13 protein-coding genes are annotated in these 15,581 nt (G+C 67.7%); 6 read left to right on the forward strand and 7 right to left on the reverse strand.

Annotated elements, in window-relative coordinates; translation table 11 throughout:
- Positions 1-148: 148 nt before the first annotated feature.
- On the forward strand, positions 149-1,285 hold the full coding sequence (locus ACZ1JS_RS11310) for a threonine aldolase family protein (RefSeq protein WP_465166148.1): 1,137 nt from the start codon (positions 149-151) through the stop codon (positions 1,283-1,285).
- A complete protein-coding gene (locus ACZ1JS_RS11315; protein ID WP_465166149.1) occupies positions 1,282-2,193 on the forward strand; it encodes a DMT family transporter in 912 nt (303 codons plus the stop codon). Before ACZ1JS_RS11310 ends, ACZ1JS_RS11315 begins: the two co-directional genes overlap by 4 nt.
- On the opposite strand, the gene ACZ1JS_RS11320 is transcribed toward ACZ1JS_RS11315, so the two are convergent.
- The 3 genes from ACZ1JS_RS11320 to ACZ1JS_RS11330 all read right to left on the reverse strand — a co-directional run bounded on the left by ACZ1JS_RS11320 (position 2,103) and on the right by ACZ1JS_RS11330 (position 6,355).
- Positions 2,103-2,909: a Rossmann-fold NAD(P)-binding domain-containing protein gene (locus ACZ1JS_RS11320; RefSeq protein WP_465168678.1), complete on the reverse strand. Its 807-nt coding sequence runs from the start codon at positions 2,907-2,909 to the stop codon at positions 2,103-2,105. The genes ACZ1JS_RS11315 and ACZ1JS_RS11320 overlap by 91 nt on opposite strands.
- Before the next feature lie 20 nt (positions 2,910-2,929).
- Complete coding sequence (locus tag ACZ1JS_RS11325) at positions 2,930-4,543, reverse strand: M28 family metallopeptidase (RefSeq protein WP_465166150.1); 1,614 nt, start codon at positions 4,541-4,543, stop codon at positions 2,930-2,932.
- 141 nt (positions 4,544-4,684) lie between these two features.
- Positions 4,685-6,355, reverse strand: coding sequence for a M20/M25/M40 family metallo-hydrolase (locus ACZ1JS_RS11330; RefSeq protein WP_465166151.1), 1,671 nt, complete (start codon positions 6,353-6,355; stop codon positions 4,685-4,687).
- 97 nt (positions 6,356-6,452) lie between these two features.
- Here ACZ1JS_RS11330 and pepN point away from each other — a divergent pair, with 97 nt between their 5' ends.
- The 3 genes from pepN to wecC all read left to right on the forward strand — a co-directional run bounded on the left by pepN (position 6,453) and on the right by wecC (position 11,513).
- Entirely contained in the window at positions 6,453-9,041 is a 2,589-nt protein-coding gene (gene pepN, locus ACZ1JS_RS11335; protein ID WP_465168679.1) for an aminopeptidase N, read from the forward strand.
- Positions 9,042-9,142: 101 nt separating this feature from the next.
- Positions 9,143-10,267 carry a non-hydrolyzing UDP-N-acetylglucosamine 2-epimerase gene (gene wecB, locus ACZ1JS_RS11340; protein ID WP_465166152.1) on the forward strand — a complete coding sequence of 375 codons (1,125 nt, stop codon included), beginning with the start codon at positions 9,143-9,145 and terminating at the stop codon, positions 10,265-10,267.
- Positions 10,260-11,513, forward strand: a complete 1,254-nt coding sequence (gene wecC / locus ACZ1JS_RS11345) for a UDP-N-acetyl-D-mannosamine dehydrogenase (protein ID WP_465166153.1) — start codon at positions 10,260-10,262, stop codon at positions 11,511-11,513. The genes wecB and wecC overlap by 8 nt, the downstream gene beginning before the upstream one ends.
- 219 nt (positions 11,514-11,732) lie before the next feature.
- On the opposite strand, the gene ACZ1JS_RS11350 is transcribed toward wecC, so the two are convergent.
- From ACZ1JS_RS11350 to ACZ1JS_RS11365, 4 genes are read right to left on the reverse strand one after another with little or no spacing between them, the layout of a single operon-like run.
- On the reverse strand, positions 11,733-12,731 hold the full coding sequence (locus tag ACZ1JS_RS11350) for a nucleotidyltransferase domain-containing protein (RefSeq protein ID WP_465166154.1): 999 nt from the start codon (positions 12,729-12,731) through the stop codon (positions 11,733-11,735).
- Positions 12,728-13,591 (reverse strand): HprK-related kinase A, encoded by an 864-nt coding sequence (locus tag ACZ1JS_RS11355; protein WP_465166155.1) that lies wholly within the window; start codon positions 13,589-13,591, stop codon positions 12,728-12,730. The genes ACZ1JS_RS11350 and ACZ1JS_RS11355 overlap by 4 nt, the downstream gene beginning before the upstream one ends.
- Entirely contained in the window at positions 13,581-13,856 is a 276-nt protein-coding gene (locus tag ACZ1JS_RS11360; protein ID WP_465166156.1) for an HPr-rel-A system PqqD family peptide chaperone, read from the reverse strand. The genes ACZ1JS_RS11355 and ACZ1JS_RS11360 overlap by 11 nt, the downstream gene beginning before the upstream one ends.
- 5 nt (positions 13,857-13,861) lie before the next feature.
- A complete protein-coding gene (locus ACZ1JS_RS11365; protein WP_465166157.1) occupies positions 13,862-14,263 on the reverse strand; it encodes a hypothetical protein in 402 nt (133 codons plus the stop codon).
- Between the two features lie 85 nt (positions 14,264-14,348).
- Here ACZ1JS_RS11365 and ACZ1JS_RS11370 point away from each other — a divergent pair, with 85 nt between their 5' ends.
- Positions 14,349-15,551 (forward strand): ATP-binding protein, encoded by a 1,203-nt coding sequence (locus ACZ1JS_RS11370; protein ID WP_465166158.1) that lies wholly within the window; start codon positions 14,349-14,351, stop codon positions 15,549-15,551.
- Positions 15,552-15,581 lie beyond the last annotated feature (30 nt).

Below are 15,581 nucleotides of genomic sequence, written 5' to 3' on the forward strand. Positions count from 1 at the left end.
GTGACTCTGGATCCCCGCTTGCGCGGGGATACGAAAATGAAGACCCTCGCAACGGTCTCGAACCATTTCCGCGTGACCGGATGCCCAGCGCCCTTAAGCGATGACCCCCCCGGTTGACCCCCGCCCCCCATACGCCCAAGGCATCGCCATGCGCTTCTTCTCCGACAATGCCGCCCCCGCCTGCCCCGCCGTGCTCGACGCGATCGTCGCCGCGAACGGACAGGACACCGCCTATGACGGCGACGGCTTGAGCAAGCGGCTCGACGCGCGCTTCGGCGAACTGTTCGGCTGCGAGGTCGCGGTGCTGTGGGTGCCGTCGGGCACCGCCGCCAACTGCATCGCGCTGGCCGCGATGTGCCCGCCGCATGGCGGCATCGTCTGCCACCACGACGCCCATATCCAGAATGACGAGGGCGGCGCGCCCGAATTCTACACCCATGGCGCCAAGCTGATGCTGCTGGACGGCGACGGCGCGAAGCTCTCGCCCGATGCCATCGAAGCCTATCTGACAACGATCCGCGACGACGTGCATCAGGTCCAGCCGCACGCCATCTCGATCACCCAGGCGACCGAAGCCGGCCGCGTCTACACCCCCGACGAAGTCGCCGCGATCGGCGCGGTCGCCCGTGCGCGCGGTCTCGGCCTGCACATGGACGGCGCGCGCTTCGCCAATGCCGTCGCCCATCTCGGCTGCACGCCCGACGAAGTGACGTGGAAAGCCGGGGTCGACGCGCTGTCGTTCGGCTTCATCAAGAATGGCGGCATGTCGGCCGAGGCGTTGGTCTTCTTCCGCCCCGAACTGGCGAAGGTCGCCCGCTATCGCCGCAAGCGCGCCGGGCTGCTCGCGTCGAAGGGCCGCTTCCTCGCCGCGCAGTTGCTGGCGATGCTCGACGACGATGTCTGGCTCGCCAACGCCCGCGCCGCCAATGCCGGGGCGGCGATGTTGGCACGGGCGGCGGGTGAGCGGCTGGTCCATGTCGTTGAGGCGAACGAGGTCTTCCTGCGCCTGACCGCCGACGAAGCCGCCGCGTTGCGGGCGCAAGGCTTCGATTTCTACGACTGGGGCGTCGGTCAGGCGCGGCTGGTCGTCGCCTGGGATCAGGATGCGGCCACCGTCCGCCCGCTGGCCGACGCGATCGCGGCGTTGTCGTCCGATCCGGCAAAGCCGGCTCGGGTCGGTACCGGCCCGCTCCCCCACCCGGCCACCCAGTCAGGATACGCTGTGGGTGGCCGGGTGGGGGAGCGGGCCGGTACCGCCTTCACGCAAGTGGATCAGACAACGTGACCGACACACCGCGTTCGGCGACGCCGGCGGTCCTCATTCCGTTCGGCATCGTCACCCTGATCTGGGGATCGACCTGGATCGTGATCCGCGACCAGCTCGGCATCGTCCCGGCGTCGTGGTCGGTGACCTATCGCTTCCTGATCGCCGGCATCGTCATGCTGCTCTGGGCATGGCAGCGCGGGGACCGGATCGCGGTCGATCGCCGGGGACTGCTGTTCGCCGCCGGCCTCGGCCTCGCGCAATTCTGCCTCAACTTCAATTTCGTCTACCGCTCCGAACAATATGTCACCTCGGGGCTGGTCGCGCTGATGTACGCGCTGTTGATCGTGCCCAATTCGATCCTCGCGCGCATCTTCCTCGGCCAGCGCATGGGGCGGCAATTGCTGGTCGGATCGGCGATCGCGCTGGCCGGCGTGGCCTTGCTGTTCGTCCATGAGGCGCGCGAGCATCCCGAAAACGGCGCGGCGGTGCTGATCGGTCTCGGCATCGCGCTGGCCGGTGTCTTCTCCGCCTCGGTCGCCAATGTCATGCAGGCGACGCCGACCGCCAAAGCCTATCCGATGGTGCCGCTGCTCGGCGTCGCGATGCTGATCGGCACGGCGATGGATGCGACCTATGCCGCCGCGACGGTCGGGCCGCCGGTGTTCGACTGGCGCTGGTCCTATGTTGGCGGGCTGCTCTATCTCGGCATCGTCGCCTCGGCGGTCGCCTTCACCTTGTATTTCGGGCTGATCCGCACGATCGGCCCGGCCAAGGCAGCCTATAACGGCGTCGTCGTGCCGGTCATCGCGATGCTGCTGTCAACTTTGTTCGAAAATTATCGCTGGTCGCCGCTCGCCGGGGCCGGGGCGGCGCTGGCGCTGGCCGGGCTGGTCGTCGCGCTCAGGGCGCGCAGGCCGAACCGGTAATCGGGATAGTCGGGCGCCCAGCCCAGCACCCGCTTCGCCTTGCCGTTCGCGACCCGCCGATTCTCGCCATAAAAGGCACGCGCCATCGGACTGAGCGTCTCCAGCGCGACGAACGGCGGCGGCTCCAGCCCCAGCAACCGCGCCGCATATTCGACGACCTCGTTCTGCGACGCCGGCACATTATCGGATAAATTATACGAACCCGGTTCCGCCGACAGCCCGTACGTGACACCTTTGGCAACATCCGCAACATGCACCCGGCTGAACACCTGTCCGGGGCAATCGACCCGGTGCGCCTCCCCCGCCGCCACCCGCTCCAGCGGCGACCGTCCCGGCCCATAGATACCCGGCAGCCGGAACACCCGCGCCCCAAGGTCCAGCCACGCCCGATCGGCCGCATTGCGGTTGGCCCGCCGCCCGGCGATCGGGGTGCGCTCATCGACCCAGCCGCCCCCGGCATCGCCATAGACACCGGTCGACGACAGATAGGCCAGCGTCGGTCTTGCCAGCAATTCCCGGTAGTTGGTCAGTACCGGATCACCCTCCCCATCGGGCGGCACGCTCGACAGGATGGCGGTCGCTTGAGCCGCCTCGAACCGCACCCGGTCGCGATCGGCAAAGGCGATGCTGCCGTCGCGCCCATCGCGCGTCGTGCCCACGACCCGCCACCCCCGCGTCTCCAGCCGCGCCGCGATCGCCCGCGACGTGTACCCCATGCCGAAGATCAGCAGCCGGCTCACTTCGCCCCGTAACCGTCGTACAACACGCCGAAATAATCGCCCTTGTTCCACCGCGGCCGGTCGTCGGCATTGGCCAGGTCGAGCGCGATGTCGTGGTTGATCGCGACGAACACCCGCCCCGCCGTCCAGTCGAACGTCTGGTACATGTCGTCGCCCGGCTGGTGATAGCGCTTCTCCAGAAAGTCCGCGACCGCCGCCTTGCCCGGTCCCGCCCAGCCGGTATCGAGCGAGACCGACGGCACGCCGGCCTTGACGAAGCTGTAATGGTCCGACCGGACGAAGATCGCTTCTTCCGGCTCGGGATCGGGGCTGAGCGCGATGCCGCGCCTGCCCGCCGCCCGTGCCACGGCGTCCGCGACGGTCGAATGGTCGGCCCCGATCGCGACCATGTCCTGAAAGCGGTAGGACAGGATCGGCATGTCGAGATTGACGTCGGCGACGATCGCGCCCCTGGGCACGGTCGGGTTCATCGCGAAATATTCGCTGCCGATCAGCCCCTTCTCCTCCGCCGTCACGCTGACGAAGATCAGGCTGCGGCGGGGCTTGCGCGGATCGGCGGTGAATTGTTTCGCGACCTCGATCATCGCCGCGGTGCCGACGCCATTGTCCATCGCGCCGTTGTTGATGACGTCGGCCCCCTTGGGCAGCGTCGGGTCGGTCGACAGGCCGATATGGTCGAGATGCGCCGACAAGGCGACATATTGGTCGCGGAGCGCGGGATCGCTGCCCGGCAGGATGCCGACGACATTGGCGCTGTCGAAGCGTCTGGTCTTCGACCGCTGGCGCGTCGTCACCTGCACGCCGGTCGCACCGCGCGGCACCGGCGTGCCCGCCGCTTCCGCCTTCAGCACCGTCGGCCAGTCGATCGCCGATCCGGTGAACAGCTTGGCCGCGCCCGACGCGCTCAGCCAGCCGATCGACGGCGCGGCGGCCCCGGCGACCTGCGCGCGACCGTCCTTGCCGACCCACGTCATGCGCGGACTGCGATAGATCGACATGAGGTAGCTGAACGGATAGCGTTTCGACTGTTCGTCGGTCTCGATCTGGAGCACGCCGATCGCACCATGCGCCGCCGCGTTGGCGCGTTTCGTATCACCGCTGGCCAGGTGCGCGCGGATCTCGCTCGGCAATTTGGCGGGCGCACCATAGAAATAGGCGACGATCTTCCCGCGCACGTCCAGCCCGGCATAATCGTCGATGCCGTTCGCCGCATCGGTCACGCCCTGCCCGACGAACACCACCTCGCCCGACCGCCGCAGATCGGGTTCGAGGAAGCTGGTCGAGGTCAGGTAATCGGACCCGAAGGTCAGTGCCGGCCGCCCCGCCGCCGTCAGCTTCCCCTTCCCCGCCGGCACTGCCGAGATGAGCGGCACGCGTTGCAGATAGCTGCCGTCGTCGCCACCCGGCTTCAGCCCGGCGGCGCGCATCTGATCCGCGACATAGGCGGCGGCCCGATCATATTCGGGGGTGCCGGGTTCGCGTCCCTTCATGTCGTCGGCGGCGAGGAACGCGACATGCGCCCGCATCGCCGCCTCCTCCGGGGTCAGCGGCGCGGTCTGGGCGAGCGCGCCGGTCGATGCCAGCAACAGCGCGAGCGGAAGGAGGCGCATGGGAGTCCTTTTTCAAACGCAATGATACCCGTCATTCCAGCGAAGGCTGGAATCTCCCGGTGGCGAAGCGCGACCTTCCCCACCGGAAGGCCCCAGCCTGCGCTGGGGCGACGTCGTCGGGGAAGGGACGCCCCCCTACCGCTACTTCGCGCCGTAGCCGTTATACAGCGTCCCGAAGAAATCGCCCTTGTTCCATGCCGGCCGTGCGGGCGCGTCGGCGATTTCGCGGGCGATCTGATAATTGACGTTGATGAAGCGTTCGCCCGATTCCCAGTCGATCGGCGGACCCTGCACCACTTCGTCGGACGGTTTGTGATAGTTGTTGGCGAAGAACGCGTCGACCGCCGCCTTGCCCGGCCCCGACGTGCCCGGCCACAGGAAGACCGACGGCACGCCTTGTTGCACAAAGCGATAATGGTCGGAGCGCACGAACAGCGCCATTTCCGGCATCGGATCGGGCGAGAAGCTCACCCCCGCCGTCGCCGCCGCGCGCTTGACGATATCGCCGAGGCTCGACCGGACCGCGCCGAAGGCGATGACGTCGGTGAATTTGTAGGTGATGATCGGCATGTCGAGATTGACGTCGGCAACGATCCGCGCCTTGTCGATCGTCGGGTTGTTCGCGAAATAGTCAGAGCCGACCAGCCCCTTTTCCTCGGCGGTGACCGCGAGGAACAGGATCGAGCGCCTGGGCGCCTTGCCCGCAGCCTTGAAGCGCTTGGCCTCCTCGATCAGCGAGGCGATGCCCACCGCATTGTCCATCGCGCCGTTATAGATGGTGTCGCCCTTGGCATTGGGCGCGCCGACGCCGACATGGTCGAGATGCGCCGATAGCACCACCGTTTCCGGCGCGACCGACGGGTCGCTGCCCGGCAGGATACCCGCGACGTTGTAGCTCGGCAGCTTCTTGGTCGCGGTCTTGATCGACACGGTCATGGTCGGCTTGAGCGCGACGGCGCGGAACTTGCCCTTGCCCGACAGCGCCGCTGCCGCCTTGGCCCAGCTGGTGCCCGATCCCGCGAACAGCTTTTCCGCGCCCGCTGCGCCGATGGTGGCGATGGTCGGTACGCCGCCGCCCATGACATGGCCGACGCCGTCCGCGCCCGCCCAGCTGACGCTCGGGCTGTCGTACATCCCGGCCATCTTGCTCATCGGCATGCGCGCCGCCGCGTCGGGCGTCTGCAGCGAGATTACCGCCACCGCACCCTTGGCCTTGGCGATCGCCGCCTTGGTCGCGATGCCGCCGAAATGCGCCGCTTCCTCGCTGTCCAGCCCCTCGGGCGCGCCGCGCACCACCGCCACGATCTTGCCGCGCACGTCGACGCCGGCATAATCGTCGCGACCCGGCCGGACGATGCCGTATCCGACATAGACGACCTTGCCCTCGGTCATCGATTCCGGCGCCTGCGGATTGATGCCGGGCAGATAGTCCTCGCCAAAGGTCAGCGGCCGGCCGTTCAGGCTCACCTGCCCCTTGTCGGCGGCGTTCATGCGGATCAGCGGCACCTTCTGCAGATAGCTGCCGTCATCGCCCGCCGGGCGCAGCCCCGCCGCATAGAATTGCGATGCGACATAATTGGCGGCGATATCATATTCGGGCGACCCGGCATCGCGCCCGCGCATCGCGTCGCTCGCCAGGAACATGACATGCGCCTTCATCGCCGCCTGTGCCGCGGGCAGTTCCGCATTCACTTCCGTATTACGCGCCGTCAGTTCGGCGGCGGTGAGGGCGGGAGCCGGGGTCTGCGGCGCGTTCTGCGCGATTCCGGCGGTGCTGATGAGAAGACCGAGCAACAAGGCTGGACGGAACATTGGAATCCTTCGACAAGCGAACATAGATACAGGCGTAGCCAATGGCGTGGCCCCACGCAACGACGGCACGAACGCGATGGGAACGGGTGAGAAGATGATGGTCGATGCGATGCGTACCCCCACGGCTCCGCCCGTCATCCGCCGTAGCGACTATCGTGCGCCTGAATGGCATGTGCCCGATATCGCACTGGAATTCGACTTGGACCCTCGCGGCACGCGGGTGCGGGCGACGCTGTCGGTGCAACGGAACGGCACCGGTCCGCTGCGCCTCGACGGCGACGGACTGACCCCCTTGTCGGTGGCGGTCGACGGCACCGCCCGCAACGACTGGCGGCTGGAGGACGGCGCGCTGATCCTCGACCTGCCGGGCGACGCCCACGAAATCACGACCGAGGTCGAGATCGAGCCGCAAGCCAACACCCAGTTGATGGGCCTGTACGCATCGGGCGGCAATCTCTGCACCCAGTGCGAGGCCGAAGGGTTCCGCCGCATCACCTTCTTCCCCGACCGCCCCGATATCCTCAGCCGCTACCGGGTGAAGATGACGGCGGAAAAGGCGCGTTTCCCGGTGCTGCTCGCCAATGGCGATCCGGTGGCGTCGGGCGATCTGGACGACGGACGCCACTGGGCCGAATGGCACGATCCCTTCCCGAAGCCCTGCTATCTCTTTGCGCTGGTCGCGGGCGATCTGGTCGCCAATCGCGCGCAGTTCGTCACCGCCTCTGGGCGGGAGGTCGAACTCGGCATCTGGGTACGCGAACCCGATCTGGCCAAGACCGACCATGCGATGCGCGCGCTGAAAACGTCGATGGCATGGGACGAACGCGTCTATGGCCGCGAATATGACCTCGACGTGTTCAACATCGTCGCGGTCGACGATTTCAATTTCGGGGCGATGGAAAACAAGGGGCTGAACATCTTCAATAGCCGCTACATCCTTGCGGACCCCGACACCGCGACCGATTACGACTATGACGGCATCGCCGCCGTCGTCGCGCACGAATATTTCCACAACTGGTCGGGCAACCGCGTCACCTGCCGCGACTGGTTCCAGCTCTCGCTTAAAGAGGGCTTCACCGTCCTGCGCGATCAGCAATTCTCGGCGGACCAGGGGTCGGCGGCGGTCAAGCGGATCGAGGATGTCCGCAGCCTGCGCGCATCGCAGTTCCCCGAGGATGCCGGCCCGCTCGCCCACCCGATCCGCCCCGATTCCTATCAGGAGATCAGCAACTTCTACACCGCCACCATTTATAACAAGGGGGCGGAGGTCGTGCGTATGATCGCGACGATCCTGGGCGAGACCGCGTTCCGTGCCGGTACCGACCTGTATTTCAGCCGCCATGACGGGACGGCGGCGACCTGCGAGGATTTCGTGGTGGCGATGGAGGATGCGTCGGGCGTCGACCTGTCGCGCTTCCGCCGCTGGTACGAACAGGCCGGCACCCCGCGCGTCACCGCGACGCTGGCGCACGAAGCCGGCGGCGGACGCGCGACGCTGTCGCTGACGCAGAGCATACCGCCGACCCCGGGACAGGGGACCAAGCTGCCGATGGTCCTGCCGCTCAAGGTCCGGCTGTTCGGCGCGGAGACCGGCCGGCCGCTCAGCGAGGAACAACTGTTCCTGCTCGACGAGGAACAGGGATCGATCACCTTCGAAACCGTCACCGAACGTCCGGTCCTGTCGATCAATCGCGGCTTTTCGGCACCGGTGATCGTCGAGACCGATCGCGGATCCGCCGACCTCGCCTTCTTGAGCGCGCAGGACGACGATCCCTTCGCCCGGTACGAAGCGATGCAGCAACTGATGCTCGACACGCTCGTCGCCGCGGTCGCCAGCGGGCATGGCGACCATGCGGCGGTGATCGAGGCGGTCGGCAACACTTTGGCCGACGACCGGCTCGACCGTGCATTCATCGCCGAGGCAGTACTGCTGCCCTCCGACAGCTTCATCGGCGACCAGATGGGGGTGGTCGATCCCGACGCGATCTTTACGGCGCGCGAGGCACTGCGCGCCGATATCGGCCGGGCGCTGCTGGTCGAATGGCGCGCCGCCTATGCCGGAACCGAGGCCGACGTGTTCGAATATAGCCCCGATGCCAAGGGCAAGCGGCGGCTGCGCACCGTGGCGCTCGGCTATATCGCGGCATCGGGTGCGACCGATGCCGACGACATCGCCTTTGCCCAGTTCCGCCACGCCGACAACATGACCGACCGGCAGGGTGCGCTGATGACACTGGTCAATTCCGATTCGGACAGCCGCATCGCCGCGCTCGACATCTTCTACAACCGGTATCGCGACAATGCGCTGGTGCTCGACAAATGGTTCACGACGCAGGCGCTGTCGACGCGCGCCGATGCGTTCGAACAGGTCGCGGAGCTTGCCGGGCATCGCGACTTCACCCTGACCAACCCCAATCGCGCCCGCGCGCTGATCGGCGCGTTCAGCATGAACCAGAAGGCGTTTCATCGTGCCGACGGCGCCGGATACCGGTTCCTTGCCGACCAGTTGATCGCGCTCGACCGGATCAATCCGCAGACCGCCGCGAAGATGCTGCCGCCGCTCGGCCGCTGGCGGCGGTTCGATTACGCGCGCGGGGGCCTGATGCGCGCGGAGCTGGAGCGGATCCTGTCGGTGCCGGGCCTGTCGAAGGATATGCTGGAACAGGTGGGCAAATCGCTGAACTGATCCGGCGCCCCGCGGAGCAGGTCTTGGCCGCACCAAATATTAAACTCCCGCGGCTACATCAGGCCGCGTGGGCGGCCAATCCCGGTCGCGGGGGGTCGTCGATGAGCAAGCGGGTGCAACGGGTGTCGGTCGTGTTCGGCACGCGCCCCGAAGCGATCAAGCTGTTCCCGCTGATCCATGCACTGCGCGCGCATACCGGCTTCGACTGTCGCGTCGTGGTGACCGCACAGCATCGCGAGATGCTCGATCAGGTGCTCGCCTTTGCCGGCATCGTCCCCGATATCGACCTGAACATCATGACCGCCGGCCAGTCATTGGACGGCCTGACCGCGCGACTGCTCGACGCGCTGGGGCCGGTGTTCGACGCGGAGAAGCCCGACCGGGTGATCGTGCAGGGCGATACCGCGACCGCGATGGTCGCCGCCCTTGCCGCTTACTATCGCAAGATACCGGTCGCGCATGTCGAGGCCGGCCTGCGCAGCCACAATATCTATCATCCCTGGCCCGAAGAGGTGAATCGCAAGATCGTCGGCAGCATCGCCGACCTGCATTTCGCCCCGACCCGAACCGCCGCCGACGCGCTGCTGGCGGAAAATGTGCCGCCGTCGCGGGTGCAGGTCACCGGCAATACCGTGATCGACGCGCTGCACCTCGCGCGCGAACGGATCGCCGCCGATCCACGGCATGGCGCCGGGCTGGACGCGATTGCCGAACGGTTCGCGGGCAAGCGCATCCTGTTGGTCACCACCCATCGCCGCGAGAATTTCGGCGACGGCATGGCAAGCATCGCCCGCGCCATCGCCCGCATCGCCGGGCGCACCGATATCGGCGTCGTCTTTCCGGTGCATCCCAATCCGCAGGTGCGCGGGGTGATGGCGGCGATGCTCGGCGACCACCCGCGCGTCGCGCTGATCGATCCGCTGGACTATCCGCATTTCGTCCGCCTGCTCGACCTGTGCTACCTCGTGCTTACCGATTCGGGCGGGGTGCAGGAGGAGGCGCCGGGCCTCGGCAAGCCGGTGCTGGTCCTGCGCGAGACGACCGAACGTCCCGAAGGGGTCGCCGCCGGCACCGCCCGGCTGATCGGATCGGACGAGGACCGCATCGTTGCCGAAGTCACGCGGCTGCTCGACGACGTGCAAGCCCATGCCGCCATGGCGCGGGCGCATAATCCCTTCGGAGACGGCCATGCGTCCGCACGCATCGTGGAGACACTCTATGCTTGAACAGCGGATCACCGCCGCCACCAGCTATGACGTGTGCGTCGTGGGCCTCGGCTATATCGGCCTGCCGACCGCCGCCGTCGTCGCCCGGTCGGGTGCGCGCGTCATCGGCATCGACGTCAGCCAGCGCGTGGTCGACACCGTCGCGCGCGGCGACATCCATATCGAGGAGGCCGATCTCGACACGCTGGTGCGCGACGTCGTGCTGCTCGGGCGGCTGACCACCGCGACGACGCCCGCCCCGGCCGATGTGTTCGTCATCGCCGTGCCGACCCCGTTCGGCCCCGGTCATGCGCCCGACCTGTCCTATGTGCTCGACGCCACGCGTGCGATCGCGCCGGTGCTGGCGCCGGGTAATACCGTCATCCTCGAATCGACGTCGCCGGTCGGCACCACCGAACAGATCCGCGACCTGCTCGCCGAACTGCGCTCCGATCTGTCGCTGCCCGGCCTGTCGGATACGCCCGATATCGCTGTCGCCTATTGCCCCGAGCGGGTGCTGCCGGGGCGGATCATCCTCGAACTCGTGTCGAACGAGCGCTCGATCGGCGGCATCACGCCGGCCTGTGCGGAGGCGGCGTGCGATTTCTACCGCCGTTTCGTGGAGGGGGCCTGCACCGTCACCACCGCGCGCACGGCGGAAATGGTCAAGCTGGTCGAAAATACCAGCCGCGACGTCGCCATCGCCTTTGCCAACGAACTGTCGATCGTGTGCGACCGGATGGACCTCAACGTCTGGGACGTGATCGAGCTGGCCAACCGCCATCCGCGCGTCAACATCCTGAAGCCCGGCCCCGGCGTTGGCGGGCACTGTATCGCGGTCGACCCGTGGTTCATCGTCGATGCCGCGCCCGAACAGACCCCGCTGATCCGCACCGCGCGCGAGGTGAATGACGGCAAGGTCGACCATGTCGTCGCGCGCGCTTCGGCAATGCTCGACGCCACGCCGGACGCGCGCGCGTCGCTGCTGGGATTGGCGTTCAAGGCCGATATCGACGACCTGCGCGAAAGCCCGGCGGTGAAGGTCGCCGCCGCGCTGATCGCGCGATATGGCGACCGGATCGACCTGGTCGAACCGTTCGTCGACAGCCTGCCCAAGGCGCTGGCTGGCGGGCGGCTGGTGTCGCTGGAGGACGGGCTGGCGAACGCGATCCAGGTCGTGCTGGTCGACCATAGCGTTTTCAAGCGGGTGCCGGCGGAGGCCCGGGCGGGCAAGCAGATCTATGACACGCGCGGGATGTGGCGCTGAATTTCGTTCACGCGAAGGCGCGAAGAATAATTTCGCGCAAAGGCGCAAAGGACGCTGAGGTGTTGTGGAGCAGGCCAGTTCGGCCTGTCTGGCGCAGCCTTTTCTTTCCCGCCCCCTGTTGATTAAGGGCTGCTTTCGCAGCGAACGCTACCTCTCAGCGTCCTTTGCGCCTTTGCGCGAAAGTCAAACCTTCTTCCCAGCGCTTACCGGTGAACCAACCTACTTGTTCCGAAACTTCGTCCACAAATGCCGCGCCAGCATCGCCGGCGGCATCCGCAGCCAGTGCGAGCGGACGTAGAAGCCGAACTCGATCCCCTTGTGCCGCAACCGCCCCCAGCCGTCGCGCGCCAGCAGCCGCCGGGCGAACAGGGCATCGGACGCAACCGGAGCAAACCCGTCCACCGGCGTCGCATAGATACGCTTCGCCAGCCGCAGCGCGCGCGCCGTCGCCGGGACCAGATCATGCCGCCCGGCGCGCGCCATCAGCCGCTCGACAAGACCGGCATCGTCGAACTCGCGGACCAGCCGGTCGATATCCCACAGGTTGCGCAACCCGCCCTGCAAATCGCCATCGGCGAACAGATGCGCGGCGGCATGGATGACCATGTCCTCGCCCGACAAGACCGACAGCCCGTTGCCGAGCGGCACCGCATCGGCGATCAGCAGCGCCGCATCGGGCGTCGGCCGCGCGGTCGGCGGCAGGATCGTGTGGTGGACATCGATCATCCGATCCCGATCCCGGTGGATCAGCGGCGGCAGTTCGTGCATCCACCGCCGATAATAGGCGTCGTCATAAGGGTCGGGCTTCACCCATTCCCACCCCGCCGCCAGCAGCGCCGCCTCGACCGCGTCGAGGCTTTCGCGCGGCACCAGGATGTCGAGGTCGCCGATCGACCGCCCCCGCCCCGCATCCAGCCCGGCGGCGACGAACGCCGTTCCCTTCAGCAACACCACCGGCACGCCAAGCGGCGCGAGCGCGCGGCGCGCCATTTCCGCCTCCCACAGTGCCGCCACCCGCCCCTGTTCGGCCGACGCCCGCGCATCGGCCATGATCCGTACAGCCGCTGGCGGAATCGGCAACCCGTCCAACCGCACCGCCAGCGACCCGATCAACTGCTCCGCCCGCGCCGCCGCGATCAGCGCATTCCACGCGTCCGACGACAGCGCCGTCGCCCGGGCCGGATCGGTCAGCACCGAAGCGACCAGCGAACCGCTCATGCGAGTTCACGCCACAAACGCTCGACCAAGGCAATGCCGCTATCGGTGTCGGCATAGTCGATCGCCCGCACCGGCACATCCTGCACCAGCCGCCCGAGCGTCGCGAAGCCACGCTCCCCCATCGCGACATAATTGGTCGATGCCTGGGTCAGCCGCACGAACGTCTCCGCCGCGCCGACCGCTCGCACCGCCTCCACCGGACCGAAGGTCGGGAACAGCAGCAACGCCGGCACCGCCGGGCGATCCATCGCCGCGATCGCGGTCGCATCGGGGACCAGATGCCGGATATCCCCCTTGGGCGTGCCCGCCAGCAACGGCCCGAACCGCGCTTGCTCTGCGGCGCGTTGCAGCACCGCGACGCTCTCGTTCTTCAGGCTGATGAGCCGCGGAAACGCATGGAGCAGCCCGGTCGCCGGATCGACCAGCGCGAACTCGTCGCCCATCAGCCGCCAGCCGCGCGTCATCAGCAGCGCGGCGAGCGTCGACTTGCCCGCCCCCGACACCCCGCTCAGCAACAATGCCCGTCCATCGCGCTCGACGACGGAGGCATGGAGCAACAGAAAGCGTCGCTGCGCCAGCGCCATCTGCAAGTTCATCCCCATCTCCGCCGCCAGCAACCCCTGTGCCAGCGGCAGGGGCAGCGCATCGGGCAGCATATAGTCGCCGCCGATCGTCACCGCCGGCCGGACGAAACGCCGCCACGGCCGCGCCGCGAACAGGCGGACGTTGAAATCGACGATCCCGTCGTCCGGCAGCGGATAGTCGCGATACAGGTCGCCCAGCGCCGCGATCGGTGCACGCCAGTCGCTGCCGATGCGGAACCCGACCGGGCCGATCCGCAGCGTCCGGCTAAACCGCATCGCGCGTCACCAGCCCGATCGCCGCCAGTTCGTCGAGCCGCGCGGTCAGCGCCGCCAGATCGCCATCGGGCAGTTCGTATCGCTCGGCCAGCGCCGCCAGCAATTCCCCGGGCGTCAGCGGATCGGCCAGCAGGTCGAGCATTTCCGGCACCGGCGGCGCGACCACATGCGTCTGCCCCGATGCGCGATGATAGATCGCGGTCAGCGGATCGAGCGACAGGATCAGGAGATGCCCCGGCGGCGGCGCGCGATAGCGTGCGCCCATGCGCGTCAGCCGCGCGGCATCTGCAACGATGCGAAGCAGGTGAAGCCGCTGGTCCCGTTCTGCAACCGCTGGACATATTTCATATAGGCGCGGGTCGTGTCGCCATCGGCACCGGGCAGGTTGGCGCCGTTCATCGCACGCTTCACCTCTTCGCCGGTGAACGGGCGGTTGGCACCCGGAAAGGCGCCCGGCGTGCCGGGTGCGACGACGCTGCCATCGGCATCGATCATCTGACCACGTCTGGCATTGTCGGGCACCGGGATTTCGCAGGTCATCACCGACGCCTGGGTCTGCGCCAGCGCCGGCCGGATCGACACCACCGCCGACGCGCCTGCCGCTCCGATCAGCAGCGTGCGCCGCGTGGTCGCGGCACCGGGCGTGACGGGGGGATGCGGATCATCGGCCATCGGCGCATCTTCCCGAACCTGCGCGATTACGCAATCGTAAAGACGGACGCTGGCTTACGGCGGCACTTGCGCCTAATCGGGGCCGATGGACGAATTCGGCCCCCGCCTGCCCCTCGCCCTCGCCGTTGCGGTCGGCGTCGCCCTGCTGGCCTTTCTGCTGGGCGCGGGCATCAATGCGAGTGCGGTCGTGCTGGTCGGTGCGGTCGCGGCGGTGCTGGTCGCCGGGCTGCACGGCCCCGATCGCAGCAGCGGCGAATCGCCCGACACCGCCCGCCAGCACGGTGCCGCCGCGACCCAGGCGGCGATCGACGCGATCGACGAACCGATCCTCGTCATCGCCGCCGGCCATGTCGATGCCGCCAATCCGGCGGCGCGCGCGCTGCTCGGCCAGCATATCGTCGGCGGCGACGTCCGCCTTGCCATCCGCCACCCCGCCGCCGCCGAACGGCTGTTCGGCAATAGCGACGACCCGGAACCGGTCGGGCTGGTCGGACTGGGTTCGCGCGACCAGAGCTGGGAAATGCGGGTGCGCCCGCTCGGCGGCGAACGGCGGCTCGTCCACCTGGGCGACCGGACCGGCAACCGCGCGACGGAGCGGATGCGCGTCGATTTCGTCGCCAATGCCAGTCACGAACTGCGTACCCCGCTCGCCTCGCTGCTCGGCTTCATCGAAACGCTGCGCGACGAAGCGGGCGAGGATGCGGGCGTGCGCGAACGTTTCCTGAAGGTCATGAACGACGAAGCGCGGCGGATGCAGCGGCTGATCGACGACCTGATTTCCCTGAGCCGGATCGAGGCGGAGAAATACCGGCCGCCCGACCAGTCGGTCGACCTGTCGGCGATGCTGCGTGCCGTCCGCGACGAATTGAGCGCGACCAATCCCGCGCGTGGTGCCGACCTGTCGCTGCTGGTCGAACCGGCGGTGACGGTAATCGGCGACCGCGCGCAATTGTCGCAGCTGCTGCACAATGTCATCGGCAATGCCATGAAATATGGTCGTGCCGGTACGCCGGTCGAAATTCGGCTGACGCCGCGCGATACCATGGCCGAACTGGTCGTCCGCGATCATGGCGAGGGGGTGGCGATCGATCATCTGCCGCGTCTGACCGAGAGATTTTATCGTGTCGATTCAGGACGCAGCCGGGCGCTGGGCGGCACCGGCCTCGGCCTTGCCATCGTCAAGCACATCGTCGAACGCCATCGCGGGCGGCTGGATATCGGCAGCGTCGTCGGCGACGGCACGACGGTCAGCGTGTTGCTGCCGCTTCACGCTGTCATGAAGCCGTAACGCCATGGTAACAGAGCACGGCGGAGCGTC

This window comes from Sphingomonas sp. BL-S-05 (assembly GCF_055521695.1).

Coding starts and splice junctions, on each gene's coding strand:
- ACZ1JS_RS11355 (WP_465166155.1), bottom strand. CDS start 13,591: ATGCGGTTTAGCCGGACGCTGCGGATCGGCCCGGTCGGGTTCCGCATC.
- wecC (WP_465166153.1), top strand. CDS start 10,260: ATGCTTGAACAGCGGATCACCGCCGCCACCAGCTATGACGTGTGCGTC.
- pepN (WP_465168679.1), top strand. CDS start 6,453: ATGGTCGATGCGATGCGTACCCCCACGGCTCCGCCCGTCATCCGCCGT.
- ACZ1JS_RS11310 (WP_465166148.1), top strand. CDS start 149: ATGCGCTTCTTCTCCGACAATGCCGCCCCCGCCTGCCCCGCCGTGCTC.
- ACZ1JS_RS11360 (WP_465166156.1), bottom strand. CDS start 13,856: ATGGGCGCACGCTATCGCGCGCCGCCGCCGGGGCATCTCCTGATCCTG.
- wecB (WP_465166152.1), top strand. CDS start 9,143: ATGAGCAAGCGGGTGCAACGGGTGTCGGTCGTGTTCGGCACGCGCCCC.
- ACZ1JS_RS11350 (WP_465166154.1), bottom strand. CDS start 12,731: ATGAGCGGTTCGCTGGTCGCTTCGGTGCTGACCGATCCGGCCCGGGCG.
- ACZ1JS_RS11365 (WP_465166157.1), bottom strand. CDS start 14,263: ATGGCCGATGATCCGCATCCCCCCGTCACGCCCGGTGCCGCGACCACG.
- ACZ1JS_RS11330 (WP_465166151.1), bottom strand. CDS start 6,355: ATGTTCCGTCCAGCCTTGTTGCTCGGTCTTCTCATCAGCACCGCCGGA.
- ACZ1JS_RS11370 (WP_465166158.1), top strand. CDS start 14,349: ATGGACGAATTCGGCCCCCGCCTGCCCCTCGCCCTCGCCGTTGCGGTC.
- ACZ1JS_RS11325 (WP_465166150.1), bottom strand. CDS start 4,543: ATGCGCCTCCTTCCGCTCGCGCTGTTGCTGGCATCGACCGGCGCGCTC.
- ACZ1JS_RS11320 (WP_465168678.1), bottom strand. CDS start 2,909: ATGGGGTACACGTCGCGGGCGATCGCGGCGCGGCTGGAGACGCGGGGG.